Annotated in this window: 19 protein-coding genes; 12 read left to right on the top strand and 7 right to left on the bottom strand. The window is 67.4% G+C overall.

From position 1 onward, the window contains the following. The first annotated feature begins 115 nt into the window (after positions 1-115). The 5 genes from AVL48_RS16225 (at position 116) to AVL48_RS16205 (ending at position 4,359) form a co-directional block, all read left to right on the top strand. The gene (locus AVL48_RS16225) at positions 116-301 is read left to right on the top strand and encodes a DUF3073 domain-containing protein (protein ID WP_007032561.1); all 186 of its coding nucleotides are present in this window, start codon (positions 116-118) and stop codon (positions 299-301) included. An 89-nt stretch (positions 302-390) separates the two neighbouring features. Then, the gene (locus tag AVL48_RS16220; protein WP_074038280.1) at positions 391-1,251 is read left to right on the top strand and encodes a 3-hydroxybutyryl-CoA dehydrogenase; all 861 of its coding nucleotides are present in this window, start codon (positions 391-393) and stop codon (positions 1,249-1,251) included. Positions 1,252-1,327: 76 nt separating this feature from the next. Continuing rightward, the gene (locus AVL48_RS16215) at positions 1,328-2,281 is read left to right on the top strand and encodes an alpha/beta fold hydrolase (protein ID WP_061982013.1); all 954 of its coding nucleotides are present in this window, start codon (positions 1,328-1,330) and stop codon (positions 2,279-2,281) included. A gap of 109 nt (positions 2,282-2,390) precedes the next feature. Next, positions 2,391-3,290: a Gfo/Idh/MocA family protein gene (locus AVL48_RS16210; protein ID WP_061981907.1), complete on the top strand. Its 900-nt coding sequence runs from the start codon at positions 2,391-2,393 to the stop codon at positions 3,288-3,290. Positions 3,291-3,600: 310 nt separating this feature from the next. Next, on the top strand, positions 3,601-4,359 hold the full coding sequence (locus AVL48_RS16205; RefSeq protein WP_143104823.1) for a GNAT family N-acetyltransferase: 759 nt from the start codon (positions 3,601-3,603) through the stop codon (positions 4,357-4,359). On the opposite strand, the gene arfB is transcribed toward AVL48_RS16205, so the two are convergent. The 6 genes from arfB to AVL48_RS16175 all read right to left on the bottom strand — a co-directional run bounded on the left by arfB (position 4,348) and on the right by AVL48_RS16175 (position 9,467). Further along, entirely contained in the window at positions 4,348-4,779 is a 432-nt protein-coding gene (arfB, locus tag AVL48_RS16200) for an alternative ribosome rescue aminoacyl-tRNA hydrolase ArfB (RefSeq protein WP_244162620.1), read from the bottom strand. The two genes, AVL48_RS16205 and arfB, sit on opposite strands and share 12 nt — an antisense overlap. A gap of 48 nt (positions 4,780-4,827) precedes the next feature. Then, positions 4,828-5,898 (bottom strand): phosphoribosylformylglycinamidine cyclo-ligase, encoded by a 1,071-nt coding sequence (gene purM / locus AVL48_RS16195; protein WP_061981905.1) that lies wholly within the window; start codon positions 5,896-5,898, stop codon positions 4,828-4,830. 31 nt (positions 5,899-5,929) lie between these two features. Continuing rightward, the gene (purF, locus tag AVL48_RS16190; RefSeq protein WP_061981904.1) at positions 5,930-7,468 is read right to left on the bottom strand and encodes an amidophosphoribosyltransferase; all 1,539 of its coding nucleotides are present in this window, start codon (positions 7,466-7,468) and stop codon (positions 5,930-5,932) included. A gap of 255 nt (positions 7,469-7,723) precedes the next feature. Then, positions 7,724-8,125 (bottom strand): hypothetical protein, encoded by a 402-nt coding sequence (locus AVL48_RS16185; protein ID WP_061981903.1) that lies wholly within the window; start codon positions 8,123-8,125, stop codon positions 7,724-7,726. Continuing rightward, positions 8,109-8,348 (bottom strand): DUF397 domain-containing protein, encoded by a 240-nt coding sequence (locus AVL48_RS16180; protein ID WP_034312579.1) that lies wholly within the window; start codon positions 8,346-8,348, stop codon positions 8,109-8,111. Before AVL48_RS16180 ends, AVL48_RS16185 begins: the two co-directional genes overlap by 17 nt. A 240-nt stretch (positions 8,349-8,588) precedes the next feature. After that, complete coding sequence (locus tag AVL48_RS16175) at positions 8,589-9,467, bottom strand: helix-turn-helix domain-containing protein (RefSeq protein ID WP_061981902.1); 879 nt, start codon at positions 9,465-9,467, stop codon at positions 8,589-8,591. 204 nt (positions 9,468-9,671) lie between these two features. Here AVL48_RS16175 and AVL48_RS16170 point away from each other — a divergent pair, with 204 nt between their 5' ends. Beyond that, positions 9,672-10,469, top strand: a complete 798-nt coding sequence (locus AVL48_RS16170) for an SAM-dependent methyltransferase (RefSeq protein WP_061981901.1) — start codon at positions 9,672-9,674, stop codon at positions 10,467-10,469. A 91-nt stretch (positions 10,470-10,560) separates the two neighbouring features. On the opposite strand, the gene AVL48_RS16165 is transcribed toward AVL48_RS16170, so the two are convergent. Then, a complete protein-coding gene (locus AVL48_RS16165; protein ID WP_061981900.1) occupies positions 10,561-10,941 on the bottom strand; it encodes a sterol carrier family protein in 381 nt (126 codons plus the stop codon). Positions 10,942-11,000: 59 nt separating this feature from the next. Here AVL48_RS16165 and AVL48_RS16160 point away from each other — a divergent pair, with 59 nt between their 5' ends. From AVL48_RS16160 to AVL48_RS16135, 6 genes are all read left to right on the top strand, one after another. After that, complete coding sequence (locus AVL48_RS16160) at positions 11,001-11,621, top strand: type VII secretion system-associated protein (RefSeq protein WP_425266134.1); 621 nt, start codon at positions 11,001-11,003, stop codon at positions 11,619-11,621. A gap of 104 nt (positions 11,622-11,725) precedes the next feature. After that, complete coding sequence (locus AVL48_RS16155; RefSeq protein WP_061981899.1) at positions 11,726-12,541, top strand: lysozyme; 816 nt, start codon at positions 11,726-11,728, stop codon at positions 12,539-12,541. A 183-nt stretch (positions 12,542-12,724) separates the two neighbouring features. Next, positions 12,725-13,570, top strand: coding sequence for a lysozyme (locus tag AVL48_RS16150; protein WP_061981898.1), 846 nt, complete (start codon positions 12,725-12,727; stop codon positions 13,568-13,570). Between the two features lie 173 nt (positions 13,571-13,743). Then, positions 13,744-14,577, top strand: coding sequence for a hypothetical protein (locus AVL48_RS16145; protein WP_061981897.1), 834 nt, complete (start codon positions 13,744-13,746; stop codon positions 14,575-14,577). Between the two features lie 4 nt (positions 14,578-14,581). Then, positions 14,582-15,691 carry a pentapeptide repeat-containing protein gene (locus AVL48_RS16140; RefSeq protein WP_061981896.1) on the top strand — a complete coding sequence of 370 codons (1,110 nt, stop codon included), beginning with the start codon at positions 14,582-14,584 and terminating at the stop codon, positions 15,689-15,691. Then, a complete protein-coding gene (locus AVL48_RS16135) occupies positions 15,688-16,524 on the top strand; it encodes a hypothetical protein (RefSeq protein WP_061981895.1) in 837 nt (278 codons plus the stop codon). Before AVL48_RS16140 ends, AVL48_RS16135 begins: the two co-directional genes overlap by 4 nt. The last annotated feature ends 31 nt before the right edge of the window (positions 16,525-16,555 follow it).

The raw sequence follows: 16,555 nt of genomic DNA, 5'->3' as shown, positions 1-16,555 counted from the left end.
CACGTCGCATCCAACCCCCCGGACACGGTACGGTGTCAGCAGGAAATAATTGTCGAGACGATGCGGGGCCGCCGATTCCCCCGGCCGCCCCGCCCCTGTGCGAGGGGGTCGAGCCATGGGGCGCGGCCGGGCTAAGGCCAAGCAGACGAAGGTGGCGCGCGAGCTCAAGTACAGCTCGCACGAAACCGACTTCGATGCTTTGCAGCGCGAGCTGTCCAGTAGTTCCTCGGAAGACAGGCACGAGGACGACAAGCGGTATGACGACGACCCGTACGACGGGTACGACGAATACCGCCGCTGAGCAACGCGTGACACGCGAGGGTGGATCGGGGCTTGCCCCGGTAACCACCCTCGCGTGTCGCGTGCTGCCCAAAATATGGAAGAGGTGCCATGTCTGACGTATCCCGAGTAGGTGTCGTCGGAGCCGGTCTCATGGGCTCCGGCATCGCCGAGGTGCACGCGCGTGCCGGTTTGGACGTGCTCGTCACCGAGGTGAACCAGCCGGCGCTGGACGCCGGGCGGGCGCGGATCGAGAAGTCGCTGCAACGCGGCGTCAAGAACGGGAAGCTCTCGCGGGAAGACGCCGACGCGGCGCTCGGACGGCTCCGCTTCACCACCGAGATCGGCGAGTTCGCCGACCGCGACCTCGTCATCGAGGCCATCCTGGAACAGGAGCAGGCCAAGGTCGAGGTGTTCCGGTCGCTGGACAAGATCGTCGAGCGTGAGGACGCGGTGTTCGCGTCCAACACCTCCTCGATTCCGATCATGAAGCTCGGGATGGCCACCGGCCGCCCGCAGCAGGTGATCGGCATCCACTTCTTCAACCCGGTCCCGGTGCTGCCGCTCGTGGAGCTGGTGCCCTCGCTGCTGACCAGCGACGACACCGCCCGCCGCGCGGAGGAGCACGCGACGTCGGCGCTGGCCAAGACGGTGATCCGGTCGCAGGACCGAGCCGGGTTCATCGTGAACTCGCTGCTCGTGCCGTATCTGCTTTCGGCGATCCGGATGATCGAGTCGGGCTTCGCGTCGGCCGAGGACATCGACCGCGGGATGGAGCTCGGCACCGCGCACCCGATGGGCCCGCTGCGGCTTTCGGACCTGATCGGCCTGGACACCATCAAGGCGATCGCGGACTCGATGTACGCCGAGTTCAAGGAGCCGCTGTACTCCTCGCCACCGCTGCTGCTGCGCATGGTCGACGCCGGCCTGCTCGGCAAGAAGACCGGCCGCGGTTTCTACAGCTACTCCTGATCCGCAACTTTCGTAGCGGCGGAACACCACTTCTTCGGCTGTCCATGCGACCGGCGTGCCCGGTTGCATGGACGGCATGAACGACCCCACGCGTCGCAGGGCGATCACCGTCGCCGGACTGGCAGGCATCACCGGACTCGCCACCACGGGCCCGGCGTCCGCGCGTGAACGGCGCGGCGTCCCGACGTTCGTCTTCGCCGCGGGCGCGAACGGCGTCTCCGGCGTCCCGAACGAACTGGTGCTGCGCGGTTATCGCTGCGTCGGCGTCGATCTGCCCGGCCAGCGACCGACCGATGCCCAGTTCCGGCTTTCGTACCAGGCCCCGCAGGACCTCGCCGCGTTCGCGACCGAGCCGTCACCGCTGGCCGGGGTGACCGTGGCCGACCACATCGCCGCGACGGTCGAGACCGTCCGCCGGGCGGCCGCGCACGGCCCGGTCGTGCTCGTCGGCGCCAGCATCGGCGGTGCGGCGATCAGCCTGGTCGCGAACCAGGTGCCGCGACTGATCGACCTGCTGATCTACGACACCGCGTTCTGCTGCAGCGCGCTCCGCACTCCCGGCGAGTACCTCGGCACCGCGGAAGGCTCGACGACGCGGGTGACGGCACTTCTCGAATTCATGGCCGGCGATCCGGCGACGATCGGGGCCTACCGGTCGAACTGGCGCATCGCCGACCCCGTGCGCCTCGCGAAGGCGAAAGAGGCCTTCATGAGCGACAGCACCGACGCCGAGTTCCACACGTTCCTGAACTCCATGATGCCGGACGAACTGCCCGGGAAGAGCGAGGTCGATTCACGCGGTGACCTGCGCACTTGGGGGCGCATCCCGCGCGTCTACGTCCGGCACCTGCGCGACGACGTCGTCCCGCTCGCCCTGCAGGACCGGATGATCCGGGAGGCGGACGAGCGGACCCCTGGCAATCGGTTCCGGGTCTTCGACCTCGACAGCGCGCACGTCCTGACCTCCGCCAAGCTCGCCGAACTGCTGGACCTCTACGACCGGCTGGCCCAGCCCCTGACGCGCGTGTAGTCCTCTGAAGGCGGTCCTTGCACACGCAACTACCGCATTGAGAGGACTAAATGCGGGGCTGGCCGTGGTGCGTTCACTTGCGCCACGGCAGCACACCTAGACTGGGGCCGTGGGACAGGGACAGCTGCGCGCGGGTCTGGTCGGGGCCGGTCCATGGGCGAAGACGGTGCACGCGCCGGGCCTCGCCGATCACCCCGGAACCACCTTGAGCGCGGTCTGGACGAGGCGTCCTGAAGCCGCGAAGGAGCTGGCCGAGGCGCACTGCGCCGAAGCGGTCGGCAGCTTCGAAGAGCTGCTGGACCGGGTGGACGCGGTGGCGTTCGCCGTGCCGCCCGCCGTGCAGGCGGAGCTGGCGGTCAAGGCCGCCGAGGCGGGCAAGCACCTCATCCTGGAGAAGCCGATCGCCGCGGATCTCGACGGGGCGCGGCGGCTCGTGGACGCGGTCGAGGCCGCGGGCGTGGCGGCTCTCGTGGTGCTGACCTTGCGGTTCTCGCCGATGACCCGAGAGTGGCTCGACGGGATCAAGGAGGCGGGCGGCTGGCGCGGCGGTGGTGCGCGCTGGCTTTCGGGCGCGCTGCTCGGCGGGCAGTACCAGTCGTCGCCGTGGCGGGCGGACTCCGGCGCGCTCGCCGACATCGGCCCGCACGCGTTCGATCTGCTCGACGCCGCGCTCGGTGAGATCACCGACGTACTCGCCGCTCACCGTACCGATGACGATCTGTGGCAGCTCCTGTTCGCCCACGCGGGTGGCGCGACCAGTACGGCGACCCTGTCGTTGCGGCTGCCGATCCAGCCGACGGTCGTCGAGGTTGCCGTCTACGGCGAGCACGGTTATCGCACGTTGGGACGGAAACCGGGTTCGGCGGGCGAATCGTTCACCGCGCTTCTCGATGATTTCGCCGCGATGGCGGCCAGTGGAACGACATCGCATCCGTGCGACGTGCGGCGCGGACTGCACCTGCAGAAGCTGATCGAACGCGCGCGCGAACTCGCCGGACACGGCAAGTAGTACACAGGTCACTCACCAGGCTTTTCCTTGTGCGAGAACGCCTTCTCCTGATTGCTTCGCAGTCATCCACAGGGTTGTCCACAGGCTCCATTGTGGACAGTCGCGGTCCCGCCGCCGGTCGTCTCGGCCGGTAAACCACTTGCCCACCATGCGACAGTGATCGCGAAAGCCTTGCTTACGGAAAGAGGGATGCCTCATGCCTGACGCCTCCGTTGGCGTCGGCACGAGCTAGCCGGCGCTCATGCCAGCTCCACCACGCACGCGAGTCCTCCCGTGCGTCATTCCGTCTTGCCTGAAAGGCTTTCCACCAGTGTCCATTGAGACGATCAACGCACTGCAGTCCTACATCCGCACCACCGCGGCGCAGTCCCGCGAAACCGAGCGGATCGGGCCGTTCCTGGCCACCTATACGACCGGGAACGACCACCCGTTCCTCAACTACGCGATCCCGGACAACGGCGGGGTGCCCACCGGGGGTGACGTCGCGAAGCTGACCGAGGCATTCCGCGGTCGCGGGCTCACGCCGCGGCTGGAATTCTTGACCGAGGCCGCCCCCGAAGCCGAGACCGTGCTCGTCGAAGGCGGCTACACCTTGGAACGGCGGATCCCGTTGATGGTCTGCCCGCCCGGGCAGCTCGTGGCACAGCCGGTTCCCACCGGAATCGTCCTGAAGGCTCCCGTGACACCCGCCGAACTCCGGCTCATGATCCGGGCGCAGAACATCGCCTTCGGGGAACCCGATCCCGGCGAGCACGTCGAGCCGTCGCCCGAGCAGCTGAGCGGCGAGACCATCTCGGTCATGGCACTCACCGAAACCGGTGAATGTGTCGGCGGCGGGGTCGCGACGGCGATCCTCGACGGCGCGAGCGAGGTCGCCGGAATCGGCGTGCTAGAGGGGTATCGGCAGCGCGGGATCGCCGCGGCGCTGACCGAGCACCTGACCCGTGAGGCCCATGCCCGTGGCGGCGTTTCGGTGTTCCTGACACCGGGCGCCGGGCAGGCGGAACGCGTCTACGGCCGCGTCGGTTTCCAATCCGTGGCCGAGTGTGTGCACCTGTCAGTCGTCTGAATAACCGCCGCGGCGAGTTCGTTTGACCTCGCCGCGGCGTTTCTTCGAGGCCAGGCGGCGTTCCTTCGAACCGCGTGACGGTTTGGTGGGACGCCGTTTGGCCGCCGGAGGCGCCGACGCCTCCAGGAGCAGCATCACCAGCCGTGCCCGCGCGGCTTCCCGGTTCATCAGCTGCGAGCGGTGTTCGGAAGCGGCGATCGTGACCACGCCGTCGACCAGGCGCGACGAAAGCCGGTCCAGCATCCGGGCCCGGAGATGTTCCGGGACGGCCGCCGAACCGGCAACGTCGAAGGACAGCTCGACCCGCGAGTCCGTGGTGTTCACGCCCTGCCCACCCGGACCCGAGGACCGGGAGAACCGTTCGCTCAATTCGGCACCCGGGATCACGAACCGGGTACCGATCACCACGTCATCAGCCACGGATCCAGTGTGTCATCCGGGGCCAAGCCGGTTTTCGAATGTACGCGGTCAGAAGCGCGGGTGGTCACCGGAAAGCACGGCGCGCGGGCCGTCCGGGTCCTCCGCGGGCTGCACGTCACCGAGGATCCACGCCGGCACGTGCCGCGCGGTCAGCATCGCCAGCGCGCGGTCGACGTCGTCGGCGCCGACGATCGCGACCATGCCGATGCCCATGTTGAACGTCTTCTCCAGCTCGGCGCGTTCGACCTTGCCGCGGTGCCCGATCAGCGCGAACACCGGCGCCGGGGTCCAGGTGCCGCGTTCGAGCTTCGCGACCAGGCCGCGCGGCATGACGCGGGCGAGGTTCTGCTCCAGGCCGCCGCCGGTGATGTGCGCGAACGTGCGGACATCGGCTTCGGCCGCCAGCGCGAGGCAGTCCTTCGCATAGATCCGGGTCGGCTCCAGCATCTCCTCGCCCAGCGAGCGGCCGAACTCCTCGACGTGCCCGTCGAGCGGCATGCGCGCGATGTCCAGCAGCACGTGCCTGGCGAGCGAGTAGCCGTTGGAGTGCAGGCCGGAGGAGCCGAGCGCGAGCACGACGTCGCCGGGGCGGACCCGCTCCGGGCCGAGCACCTTCGACGCTTCGACGACGCCGATGCCGGTGCCCGAGAGGTCGTAGTCGTGCTCGCCCATCAGGCCGGGGTGTTCCGCGGTCTCGCCGCCGAGGAGCGCGCAACCCGCCTGCACACAGCCCTCGGCGATCCCGCCGACCAGCGCCGCGATCTTCTCCGGCACGACCTTGCCGACGGCGATGTAGTCCTGCATGAACAGCGGTTCGGCGCCGGTGACGACCAGGTCGTCGACGACCATCGCGACCAGGTCGATGCCGACGGTGTCGTGCTTGTCGAGCGCCTGCGCGACGGCGATCTTGGTGCCGACCCCGTCGGTCGACGAGGCCAGCACCGGCTCCTTCCACTTGTCCAGCTTCAGTGAGAACAGCCCGGCGAAGCCGCCGACCCCGCCCATCACCTCGGGCCTGGTGGCCCTCTCGGCGTGCGGTTTGAGCAGCTCTACGGCTTTGTCACCAGCGTCGATGCTGACTCCGGCGGCGGCGTACGTGGCGCTCGTGGACTCGCTCACGGAAGCGGACTCCAACTCTGAAAGGAAGGGACTAAGGACGCCGGACGGCGTCTTCAGCACCGTACCCGGCTGGGGTCACGGGCTTCGCCGCGCCATTGACCGAGTCCATGCTCTCCAGCAGGTGTTTCCCGATCAGCGCGTCGTCAGGGAGCGCGATCGGGTACTCGCCGGAGAAACACGCCGTGCACAGCCGCGACTTCGGCTGTTCCGAAGCCGCGACCAGTCCGTCCAACGAGATGTAGCCCAGTGAGTCGGCGCCGATCGACCGGCGGATGCCGTCGACGTCGACGCCGTTGGCCACGAGTTCGGCGCGCGACGCGAAGTCGATTCCGTAGAAACACGGCCAGCGGACGGGCGGCGAGGCGATCCGCACGTGGACCTCGAGCGCGCCCGCCTCCCGCAGCATGCGGACGAGCGCGCGCTGGGTGTTGCCGCGGACGATGGAGTCGTCGACCACGACGAGCCGCTTGCCGCGGATGACATCGCGCAGCGGGTTCAGCTTCAGCCGGATGCCCAGCTGGCGGATGGTCTGCGACGGCTGGATGAAGGTACGGCCGACGTAGGCGTTCTTCACCAGGCCCGTGCCGTAGGGAATGCCGGAGCCCTGCGCGTAGCCGATCGCGGCGGGGGTGCCGGATTCGGGCACCGGCATCACCAGGTCGGCGTCGGCCGGGTGCTCGCCGGCGAGGCGGCGGCCGATCTCGACGCGGGTGGCGTGCACGCTGCGGCCGGCGATCGAGGTGTCCGGGCGCGCGAGGTAGACGTACTCGAAGACGCAGCCCTTGGGCTCGGGGGTGGCGAACCGCGAGGAACGCAGGCCCTCGGCGTCGATGGCGATGAGCTCACCGGGCTCGACCTCGCGGACGAAGGACGCGCCGCAGATGTCCAGCGCGGCCGTCTCGCTCGCGACCACCCAACCGCGTTCGAGCCTGCCGAGCACCAGCGGGCGCACACCGTGCGGATCGCGGGCGGCGTACAAGGTGGACTCGTCGGCGAAGACCAGGCAGAACGCGCCCTTGAGGGTGGGCAGCAGTTCCAGCGCGGCGGCTTCGATGCCCTTGTCGGCGGCGTTGGCCGCGAGCAGCCCGCACACCAGGTCGGAGTCGCTGGAGGAACCGGTCAGACCGGCGTGCGGTTTGAGCCCGGCGGCGACCGTGCGATCGCGCAGTTCGGCGGTGTTGACGAGGTTGCCGTTGTGCGCGAAGGACAATCCGCTGCCGGTGGCGGTGGTGCGGAAGATCGGCTGCGCGTTCTCCCAGATGGTCGCGCCGGTGGTCGAGTACCGGCAGTGCCCGACGGCGATGTGGCCCTGCAAGGACTGCAGGACCTGCTCGTCGAAGACCTGACTGACCAGGCCGAGATCCTTGAAGACGACGATCTGCGAACCGTCGGAGACCGAGATTCCGGCCGCTTCCTGGCCGCGGTGCTGAAGTGCGTAGAGCCCGTAGTAGGTCAGCTTCGCGACCTCTTCTCCGGGCGCCCAGACACCGAAGACACCGCATTCTTCACGGGGTTCCGGATCGGGCTGGTCGGTTACGGGCTGTCCGGCGTCGGACGGGTCGGAAACCACCGAGGTGCTCCCAGGGGAGAAGTAGGGCAGGCCGCCACCAGTGTAAACGGTGAGCAGCTGATCAACGCGCTGTGCGACGTGGCACTGGACACGCTTCAGTCAGCAACTCTGAGTGAACTCGCGAAGATCCCCGCAAGCGCATGGGTTTCCTGTGACCGTGAGTGACGGGCGGGTTCAAGACCCGGCACTCACGACCCCCGACCAGCCGACCGCTCCCCCTCGACAGAGGCGGTCGACTGTGCTTGAGCGGTGTGGTCAACCGGCGGCGAGCCACTTGGAGGTGCCGCCGCGACCCGGAACCCAGCAACCCTTGGAAGCCTTCTCCGGGAGGTACAGCGAGCCGGGCGTCCGCTCGTCCGGGAGCGCGAGCAGTGCTGTCAGCACCGTCGCCGCGTCGCCGGCGAAACGCCACAGCCATACCTCCGGCTCGAGGATGTCCTCCTCGGTGCCGGGCATGCGGGTCGCCACGACGTCGTCCTCCGCGTTGAGCCGGACGACGTCGACCACGTTGTCGTGGACTCGCACGCCGACCACGGCCATGACCTCGCCGTTCGCGTCGCACGGGTGCACGAACTGATACCCGCGGTGGATCAGTTCCCGAAGACCGCTTTCGATATCGGTGATCTCCGCGGTAATGGTGTCACCGGAGAACATCATCGAATTCGCCGTCCTTGGCACCCGCGAGGAACGCGGCCATCTCGGCCTGGGTGTAGATCAGTGCGGGTCCGGTCGGGAAGCGCGAGTTCCGCATCGCGATCTCGCCGGACGCGAGCGGAGCCACCTCGACGCAGTTGCCGATCGCGTTGCTGTAGCTCGCTTTGCGCCACTGCGCACCGGTAAGACGATCGGCCGGGATGCCGTTGTCGAACTGTTCAGCCATGGTCCCCACCTTCCCCGAAAAGCCTTCGGGCGATGCATCTGCATGTGCATTTGCCTGTGATCCAAAGTTAGCACGTGTGCCTGCAGCGGTAAATGCACGTGCAGAAGTTTTTGCAGAATTCGCGTGCAGTGAGAACTCAGCCGCCCTGCCGCCCCACTGGAGAGTGATGAACCGTGTTCCAAATGGCTCAGTAACTACTGTTCGTAGCCACATTTTCGGGTTGGCACAACGGCGAGTGACTCAGATTTCCGCGCGGCGCTTCAAGAGCATCTGGCGGCTGCGGTCCGGCGTCTCCGCGTCGACCGCGAGCATGTCCAGCGCCCGGCTGTACCGCTCGATCTCGTCGCGCTTGTCGATGTAGTGCGCGCCGGTCAGGTATTCGGTGTAGGCGATGTTCGGCAATTCCTCTTCCGCGAACCTCAGCAGCGAAAACGCGCTGTCGGCGGAGTAGCCGCTCCGGTCGAACGGGAGGATCTGAACCGAGATGTTCGGCTGCTGGATCATCTCCAGCAGGTGGTCGATCTGGCCCTTCAGGATCTCGCGGTCGCCGATCGGCCGGTGGAGCACCGACTCGTCGAGCACCAGCCACAACCGCGGCGCGTCCGGTCTGGACAGCATCTTCTGGCGCCGCATCCGCAGCGCGACCCGGCGACGGACCTGCTCGTCGACCATGTCCGGACGGCCGTGGCTCATGATCGCCCGCGCGTAGGCCTCGGTCTGCAGCAGACCCGTGACGTACAGCGGCTCCCAGACCTGGATCCGGGCCGCGGCTTCTTCGAGACCGACGAGGTCGTTGAACCAGCTCGGCATCAGGTCGCCGTAGCGGCGCCACCAGCCCGGCTCGTTCGACTCCTTGACCATGTCGAGGAACTGCTGCCGCTCCTCGGGATCGGTCATCCCGTACATGGTCAGCAGGTCGGCGACGTCGCGTTCCTTGAAACCGACGCGGCCCAGTTCGAGACGGCTGATCTTCGACTCGGACCCGCGAATGCTGTAGCCGGCCTCCTGGCGCGTGATCCCCGCGTCCTCACGCATCCGCCGCAGCTGTGAGCCGAGGATCATCCGCCGTGCGGTGGGACCCAGTGACTGCTCACCACCGGGTGGGGTGACCGCGTTCATCGACCGGGGACCTTTCGTACGCCAACACTCACCTGGGGATCGGATCCGACTACTCAAAGTACACGTTTGGCCCTCGACATGACAGGCATGGCTCGGTTTACCGGTCGCGTACGTGGTTCTACTCTACGTAGAGCCCGAGACTTCCAACACAGTTTTGTGAGGTTCAAGATGCCCGACGCCCCGCCCCGGACGGAACGAGTGCCTGTGGGTGTCGACCCGACCCGGGCCAGCATCGCCCGGGTGTACGACGCCTTCCTCCTCGGCAAGGACAACTACGAGATCGACCGGGAGGTGCTGCGCAAGGTCCAGCAGGCCGCTCCCGAGGCGCAGGACCTGGCGACCGAGAACCGCGGCTTCCTCATCCGCGCCTGCCGGTTCCTCGCCAGCCAGACGGGCATCACCCAGTTCCTCGACTGCGGCTCCGGCCTCCCGACCGCGGAGAACACCCACCAGGTCGTGCAGCGGATCAACCCGGAGATCAAGGTCGTCTACGTCGACAACGACCCGGTCGTCCTCGCGCACGGGCGCGCCCTGCTCGAAGAGAACGAGAACACCCACTTCGTCTCGGACGACATCTTCGAGCCGGAACGGATCATGGAGCACCCGGACATCCGGCGGCACATCGACTTCTCGCAGCCGATCGCGTTCCTGCAGCTCGGGACCCTGCACCACTACAACGGCCCGCACGACGAGCCCGCCAAGATCATGAAGAAGTACATCGACGCGCTGCCTTCCGGCTCCTACGTGGCGATTTCGCACTTCTCCGATCCCGAGGACGAGCTGTCCGAGACGGCCCGCAAGATGGAGGACTTCTTCCTGCACAGCCCGATGGGCTCCGGCACCTTCCGCACCAAGGCCGAGATCGAGGAGCTCTTCCACGACCTCGAGATGGTCGAGCCCGGCGTCACCCTGTGCGCCGACTGGTGGCCGGACGGCCCGCGGATCAAGGAGCTGAACACGGCTCAGCGGACGATCTCCGGTGGCGTCGGCCGCAAGAAGTAAGGCCGGTTCTTCCCCCGCGTGCGTGCGATGAAAGGCCCCTTCATCGCAAATTTTGCGATGAAGGGGCCTTTCATCGCACGCGGGACGGGGTTCAGAGGCGGACCAGCGGCAGCCAGCGAGCGAGGTCGGCCCGGCTCCCGGAAGCGGTGACCCGGCCCGATTCGACGGCGTCGGCCCAGCTCAGCAGCCCGGTCGCCAGTTCCAGCCACGTGCGCGGATCCGTTTCGACGACGTTCGGCGGCGTCCCGCGCGTATGCCGCAGTCCTTCGACACACTGCACCGCCGCGAACGGCGGCACCCGCACTTCGACACTCTTCCCCGGCGCGTCCGCGGCCAGCGTCCGCAGGCTCAGCCGCACCGCCGCGGCCAGCTCGGGACGGGCCGGATCCGGACCGGATCCGCTCAACCAGGTGGAAATCGCCGTGATCGCGGCACGTAACTCAGCGGGGTCGACCGAACGCGAAGAGGCCATGGGAGAACAGTAGAGTGAGCGCGAACAAACCTTCAGGCACCCGGAACGTGGGGATGGCGATGGCGCAGCGGGACGAGGCGGATCGGTCGGCGTCGAGCCTGGCGGGCAAGCGGAAACCGGCCAAGCCGAAGATCACCGACGAGATGCGCGCCAACGCCAAGGCCAATCCGAACAGCTGGCTGTACGTCATCGACGAGGCCTTCGACCCCGACGGCCCGGTCCCGTCCTGGGCGGTCGTCGGCGCGTACCCGGTGAACGGCGCGGGCGAGATCGTCGAGGACTTCCACCCGAACGACCGCTACCGGCCCTCGCCCAAGGCGCTCGGCTTCCCGGAGCCGCGTAACGAGCTCGAACAGATGCTGCAGCTGGTGCGCACGAACCACCGTCCGGTCGCCGACCTGCCGAAGGTCTTCCTCGACTCGACACTGTTCGTCTACGCCCTTTCCCCGGTGCAGCGCACGGTGATCGGCTTCCACAACACCGACGGCCGGGTGCTCGTACCCGCGTACACGGCCAAGTCGCTGGTCCCCGGCGAATGGCCACACGCCCGCGCGGTGCTGGGCCGCGACATGGTGCCGTTGCTCGCGGGGCATCCGGTGGCGATCAATCCGCACGACCGGCTCACCGCGATCGTCCCCTCGGAGCATCTCGCCAAAGCCCTTCTGGACGAGCGTCGTTAGGGCTCGCCTAACCCATTCGGCGCAATATATTCACGCTGAGAGCAACTCTTTCGGGTGATGTTCGAGTCGCTGATTCCCTTTCCGCGGGGGATCGTGGCGACGTGATGAGTCGCAGAGTGTGTTCGAAAGGCTGGGGGGCCGTCCTCGCGGCGGGGGTCTTGCTGATCGCGCAGACCCCCGCTTCGGCACAGCAAGCCGGGCCCCGATACGACGGGGCCGAGGAGCATTACGCCGGCTCGCAGATCGCTCTGCACGAAGGCGTCAACGCCGCGCCCGGACCGCTTTACGGCGGTGAGGGGCAGACCCTCGGTCACGACGTCAGCGGACATCAGGGCGACGTCGACTGGCCAGGAGCGGCCAAGACCGGGGCGAAGTTCGTCTACGTGAAGGCGACCGAGGGCACCGGGTTCGTCAATCCTCGGTTTCCCCAGCAGTACAACGGTTCCTACGGCGTCGGCCTGATCCGCGGGGCGTACCACTTCGCGCGTCCCGACATCTCGGACGGCGCCGCGCAGGCGCGTTACTTCGTCGATCACGGCGGCGGCTGGTCCGGCGACGGCAAGACGCTGCCGGGTGCGCTCGACATCGAGTACAACCCGTACGGCGAAACCTGTTATGGCAAGACTCCCGCGCAGATGGTCGCGTGGATGGCGTCGTTCGCCGAGACCTACCGGGGGCGGACCGGGCGGCATCCGACGATCTACACGTCGACGAGCTGGTGGAAGCGCTGCACCGGCAACAGCAACGCCTTCTGGCAGAACCCGCTGTGGCTCGCGCGCTACAACACGGAGATCGGCGAGCTTCCGGCCGCCTGGAAGGCCCAGACCATCTGGCAGTTTTCGGACAAGGGCAGCCTGCCCGGCGACCAGAACTGGTTCAACGGCACGGAAGATCACGTGCGTGCCCTATCGCTCGGCTGAGCCCACTCTCGTGGGTGTTACAAGATCACACAACACCATCAAGATGGAAATGAAAATCACCCACGTGTAGTACCAATTTCACGGAAGTTAGTGACAAACCCGACATCGTCGTCAACAATCGTGCCGGGACGACTACCTGCAGTTAGTCGTCCTCAGCGAGGGTTATCGTGAAGGGATTGTCGTATGCGCACTTCCCGAAGAATCGCCATCGCCGTCGGCTCCGCGCTGCTCCTGCTCGGCAGCACGGTCCAGGCATCGGCGACTCCGTCACCGGAGATCATGTCGATCGAACAGGATCTCCAGCAGAACGACCACACCATCGGATCGCAGATCCGGCGCGTGGAAGGGGACACCTCCACCCCGGAATCCAAGGCCAAGGCCGCTCGGCCGCAGCCTGAGGCCGGGGTGCTCGCCACCGTCGCGGGCATGGACGTCGCCAGCTATCAGCAGAACGTCGACTGGGCCTACTGGTGGGGACAAGGCAAGCGTTTCGTGTGGACGAAGGCCACCGAAGGCACCAGCTACAAGAACCCGTACTTCGCCCAGCAGTACAACGGTTCCTACAACCAGGGCTTCATCCGCGGCGCGTACCACTTCGCGCTGCCCAACGTCTCCGGCGGCGCCGCGCAGGCGGACTTCTTCATCAACAACGGCGGGGGCTGGTCCGGCGACGGCAAGACCCTGCCGGGCGCGCTCGACATGGAGTACAACCCGTACGGGGCCACCTGTTACGGCTTGAGCCAGGCGTCCATGGGGGCATGGATCCGGGCGTTCCACGATCGCTACAAGGCGCGCACCGGCCGCTGGCCCGTCATCTACACCTCGACGAGCTGGTGGAGCACGTGCGTCGGAACGACGCAGAACTTCGGTGGCACGGTCCCGCTGTGGGTCGCGCGCTACGCCTCCACCGTGGGCTCCCTGCCCTACGGCTGGGGCTTCTACACCGTGTGGCAGTACACCTCGAGCCCGCTCGACCAGAACACCTTCAACGGCGCCTACGACCGCTTGCAGGCACTGGCCAACGGCTGAGCTGCGCATTTCGTGAAGAAGCGGCTCCCGGCCTCGCCGGGAGCCGCTTTCGCGGTCGAGGTACCTTCCGAGCAGAATGCCCCTGAACTCCTGGCACGGGCGGATCCGGAACCAGCGCTGACCGCCGGTCGTCTGATCTCCAGCCTCAGGCCCCAGCACGGAAGGCGAGACCGATGACCTACCCACCCCAGCCAGGCCAGCCCTACGGCCAAGACCCACAGGGACAACAGCCCGGCGGCTACCCGCAGCAGGGTGGATGGGATCAGACTCAGCAGTACGGTCAACCGCAGGGCTGGGATCCGAACCAGCAGTATCAGCAGCAGCCCCAGCAGGGTTGGGACCAGACCCAGCAGTACCCGCAACAGCCCCAGCAGGGCTGGGATCCGAACGCGCAGCAGCAGGGTTGGGACCCGAACAACCCCGGCTACCCGCAGGGTTACGGCGGCCCGCCCGCGCCGCCACCGAAGAGCAAGACCGGCCTGATCATCGGGATCGTGATCGGCGTCGTCGTGCTGATCGCCTTCGGTGTCACCGGTTTCGTCGCGCCGGGTTTCCTGCTCGGCAAGGACGAAGGGAACAACACGGCCGCGCCGCCGCCCGCGTCGTCGTCCGAGCAGGCGCCGCCCTCCGCGCCGAAGAGCAGCCCGAAGTCGAGTGCGCCCAAGAGCAGCCCGAAGAGCAGCGAAAGCGGTGGCACCGGTTCCGAAGGCAACCCGAAGGGCGTCCAAAACCTCAAGGACTTCTTCGCCAAGGTGAGCGCCGGTGACAAGGCGGGCGCGCTGTCGCTGGTCTGCGCGGACATGAAGGAGTCCATGGGCAACTCGATCGACATCATGGCCCCGGCGCCGGCGCAGCTGGAGATCACCTCCACTTCCGGCATCGGTGACGGCTTCGTCAACGGCGACATCGAAGGCACGGTGAAGGGCAAGAAGGTGAGCGGGTCGGGGATCTCCACGGACGACAACCCGGACAAGTCCTTCTGTGTCCGCAACTTCTTCGTAATCTGAGCAGATGAAGCGGCTGCTTCGCTCTCCGCTGCTCTGGACGTTCGTCGTCTCCCTCGTGCTGCTGCTCGCCGTCGGCGGCTGGTTGCTGACCGACCCGGCGACCAGCCGCAGCGAGGCGCTGAAGACCGGCGGTATCGCCGGTGGCGCCGTCGTCGCGCTCTACGCGTTGTGGCTCAACGACCGGCGCCGCCGCGTCGAGGAGCGGCGGCAGGAGATCGAGCGCCAGCGGCAGGAACTGGAACTTCGGCGGGCCGACCAGGACCGGGACCGGATCTCGGACGAGCGGTTCGCGAAGGCCGTCGAGCTACTCGGGCACGACGCCGACCAGGTGCGGGTGGGGGCCCTGCACGCGTTGGCGGGACTGGCCCGCGGACGGGCGATCTACACGCAGACCGTGCTGGACATCCTGTGCTCGTACCTGCGGCGGCCGTTCAAGCATCCGCGGTACGCGGACACGGCGAAACTGCCGGGGAACACTCCTCCCAAGGAAGGCGAGGTGGCGGAGGACCAGGAACTCCAGGTGCGGCAGACCGCGCAACGGCTCATCGGCGAGCTGTTGCCCTCGGCGGATTCCGAGGGCACGCGCGGGTACGACCTCGACCTGACCGGCGCGGTGCTGGAGTACCTCGATCTGTCGGACCGGAAGATCGGCAAGCTGCTGCTCCGCTACGGCGGGCTGTACAACAGCACCAATCTGTCCGGCTGCGTGTTCCTGGGGCCGGTGTACCTGACCGGCGCGGGCACGAAGGAAGACAAACGCATCGGCTTCTTCCGTTGCCGTGGAGCCAAGTTCACCCAGCGAGCGTGGTTCAGCGGGGTGCAGTTCTCCGAGGACGTCGAGTTCGACGGCACGGTGTTCGCGGGCGAGACGTCCTTTAAGGACAGTGTCTTCGCGAAGAACGCCGTCTTCACCGAAGCCGAGTTCGCGAAGACACTGGATCTTCGCCGTGCGCGGTTCGAAGGCTTCAGCGACCTGAAGTTCCGCAAGGCACCGGATTCCGTGTCGCTGTACAACACGACCGTGGAACCGTCGAGGGACCACGAACTCCCGGCGGGCTGGGTCGTCGAGAACCTGCCCGACGGCCGTGCGCGGTTGACGGTGAAAGACGGATGAGGCGCCTGCTCCGGTCACCGCTGCTCTGGACGTTGCTGTCTTCGGTCGTGGTGCTGGTCGGCGTCACCGCCTGGTTGCTCACGGATCGCGCGACCAGCCGCGGTGACGCGCTGAAGACCGGCGCTCTCGCCGGTGGGGCGATCGCCGCGCTCTACGGACTTTGGCTCAACGACAGGCGAAGGCGGACAGAGGAGGACAGGCACGAGATCGAGCGCAGCCGGATCTCGGACGAACGCTTCGCCAAGTCGATCGAGCTGCTGGGCAACGAGGCCGACCAGGTCCGGGTCGGGGCGATGCACTCGCTGGCGGGCCTGGCCAGGACGCGGCCGGAATACCGGCAGACGGTGCTCGACGTGTTGTGCGCGTACCTGCGGCGGCCCTTCAACCATCCCAACTTCGACCGGGACATCAAGTGGGGCAAGGAAAGCCGAGCCGAGGCCGAGCGTGAACGGCTGGTCAGGCGCGCGGCGGAGCGGCTGATCCGCGACATCCTTCCCCACGCCGGGACCACCGGGCCGACGCTGTCGCTCAACCTGAGCGACGCCCGGCTCGACAAGCTGGGGTTGCTCGGCAGGCGGGTCGGCTGGTTCGGGGCGGATCGTTGCGAGGTGCTGACCTATCTCGACCTCACCGACGCTCAGCTGTCCGGGAAGTTCCTGCTCGAGAACGTGAAGATCCACGGCAAGCTCGAACTCACCGGGGCGAGGTTCGAACGAAGGGTGTCGATGGACAACCTGGTCGTCGAAGCGCCTGTCGACTTCACCGTGGCCACCTTCGCGGAGCCGCCGTCGCTGGAGGGCGCGAAGCTCCCGCCAGGTTCGAAGATGTCGTGAGTGATCGGGGCCGTTAGAACGACCCGGATCA

It is taken from the genome of Amycolatopsis regifaucium (assembly GCF_001613935.1).
Classification (GTDB): Bacteria; Actinomycetota; Actinomycetes; order Mycobacteriales; family Pseudonocardiaceae; genus Amycolatopsis; species Amycolatopsis regifaucium.
The sequence above is the reverse complement of the archived record's forward strand: the minus strand, read 5'-3'. Positions and strand labels throughout refer to the sequence as shown.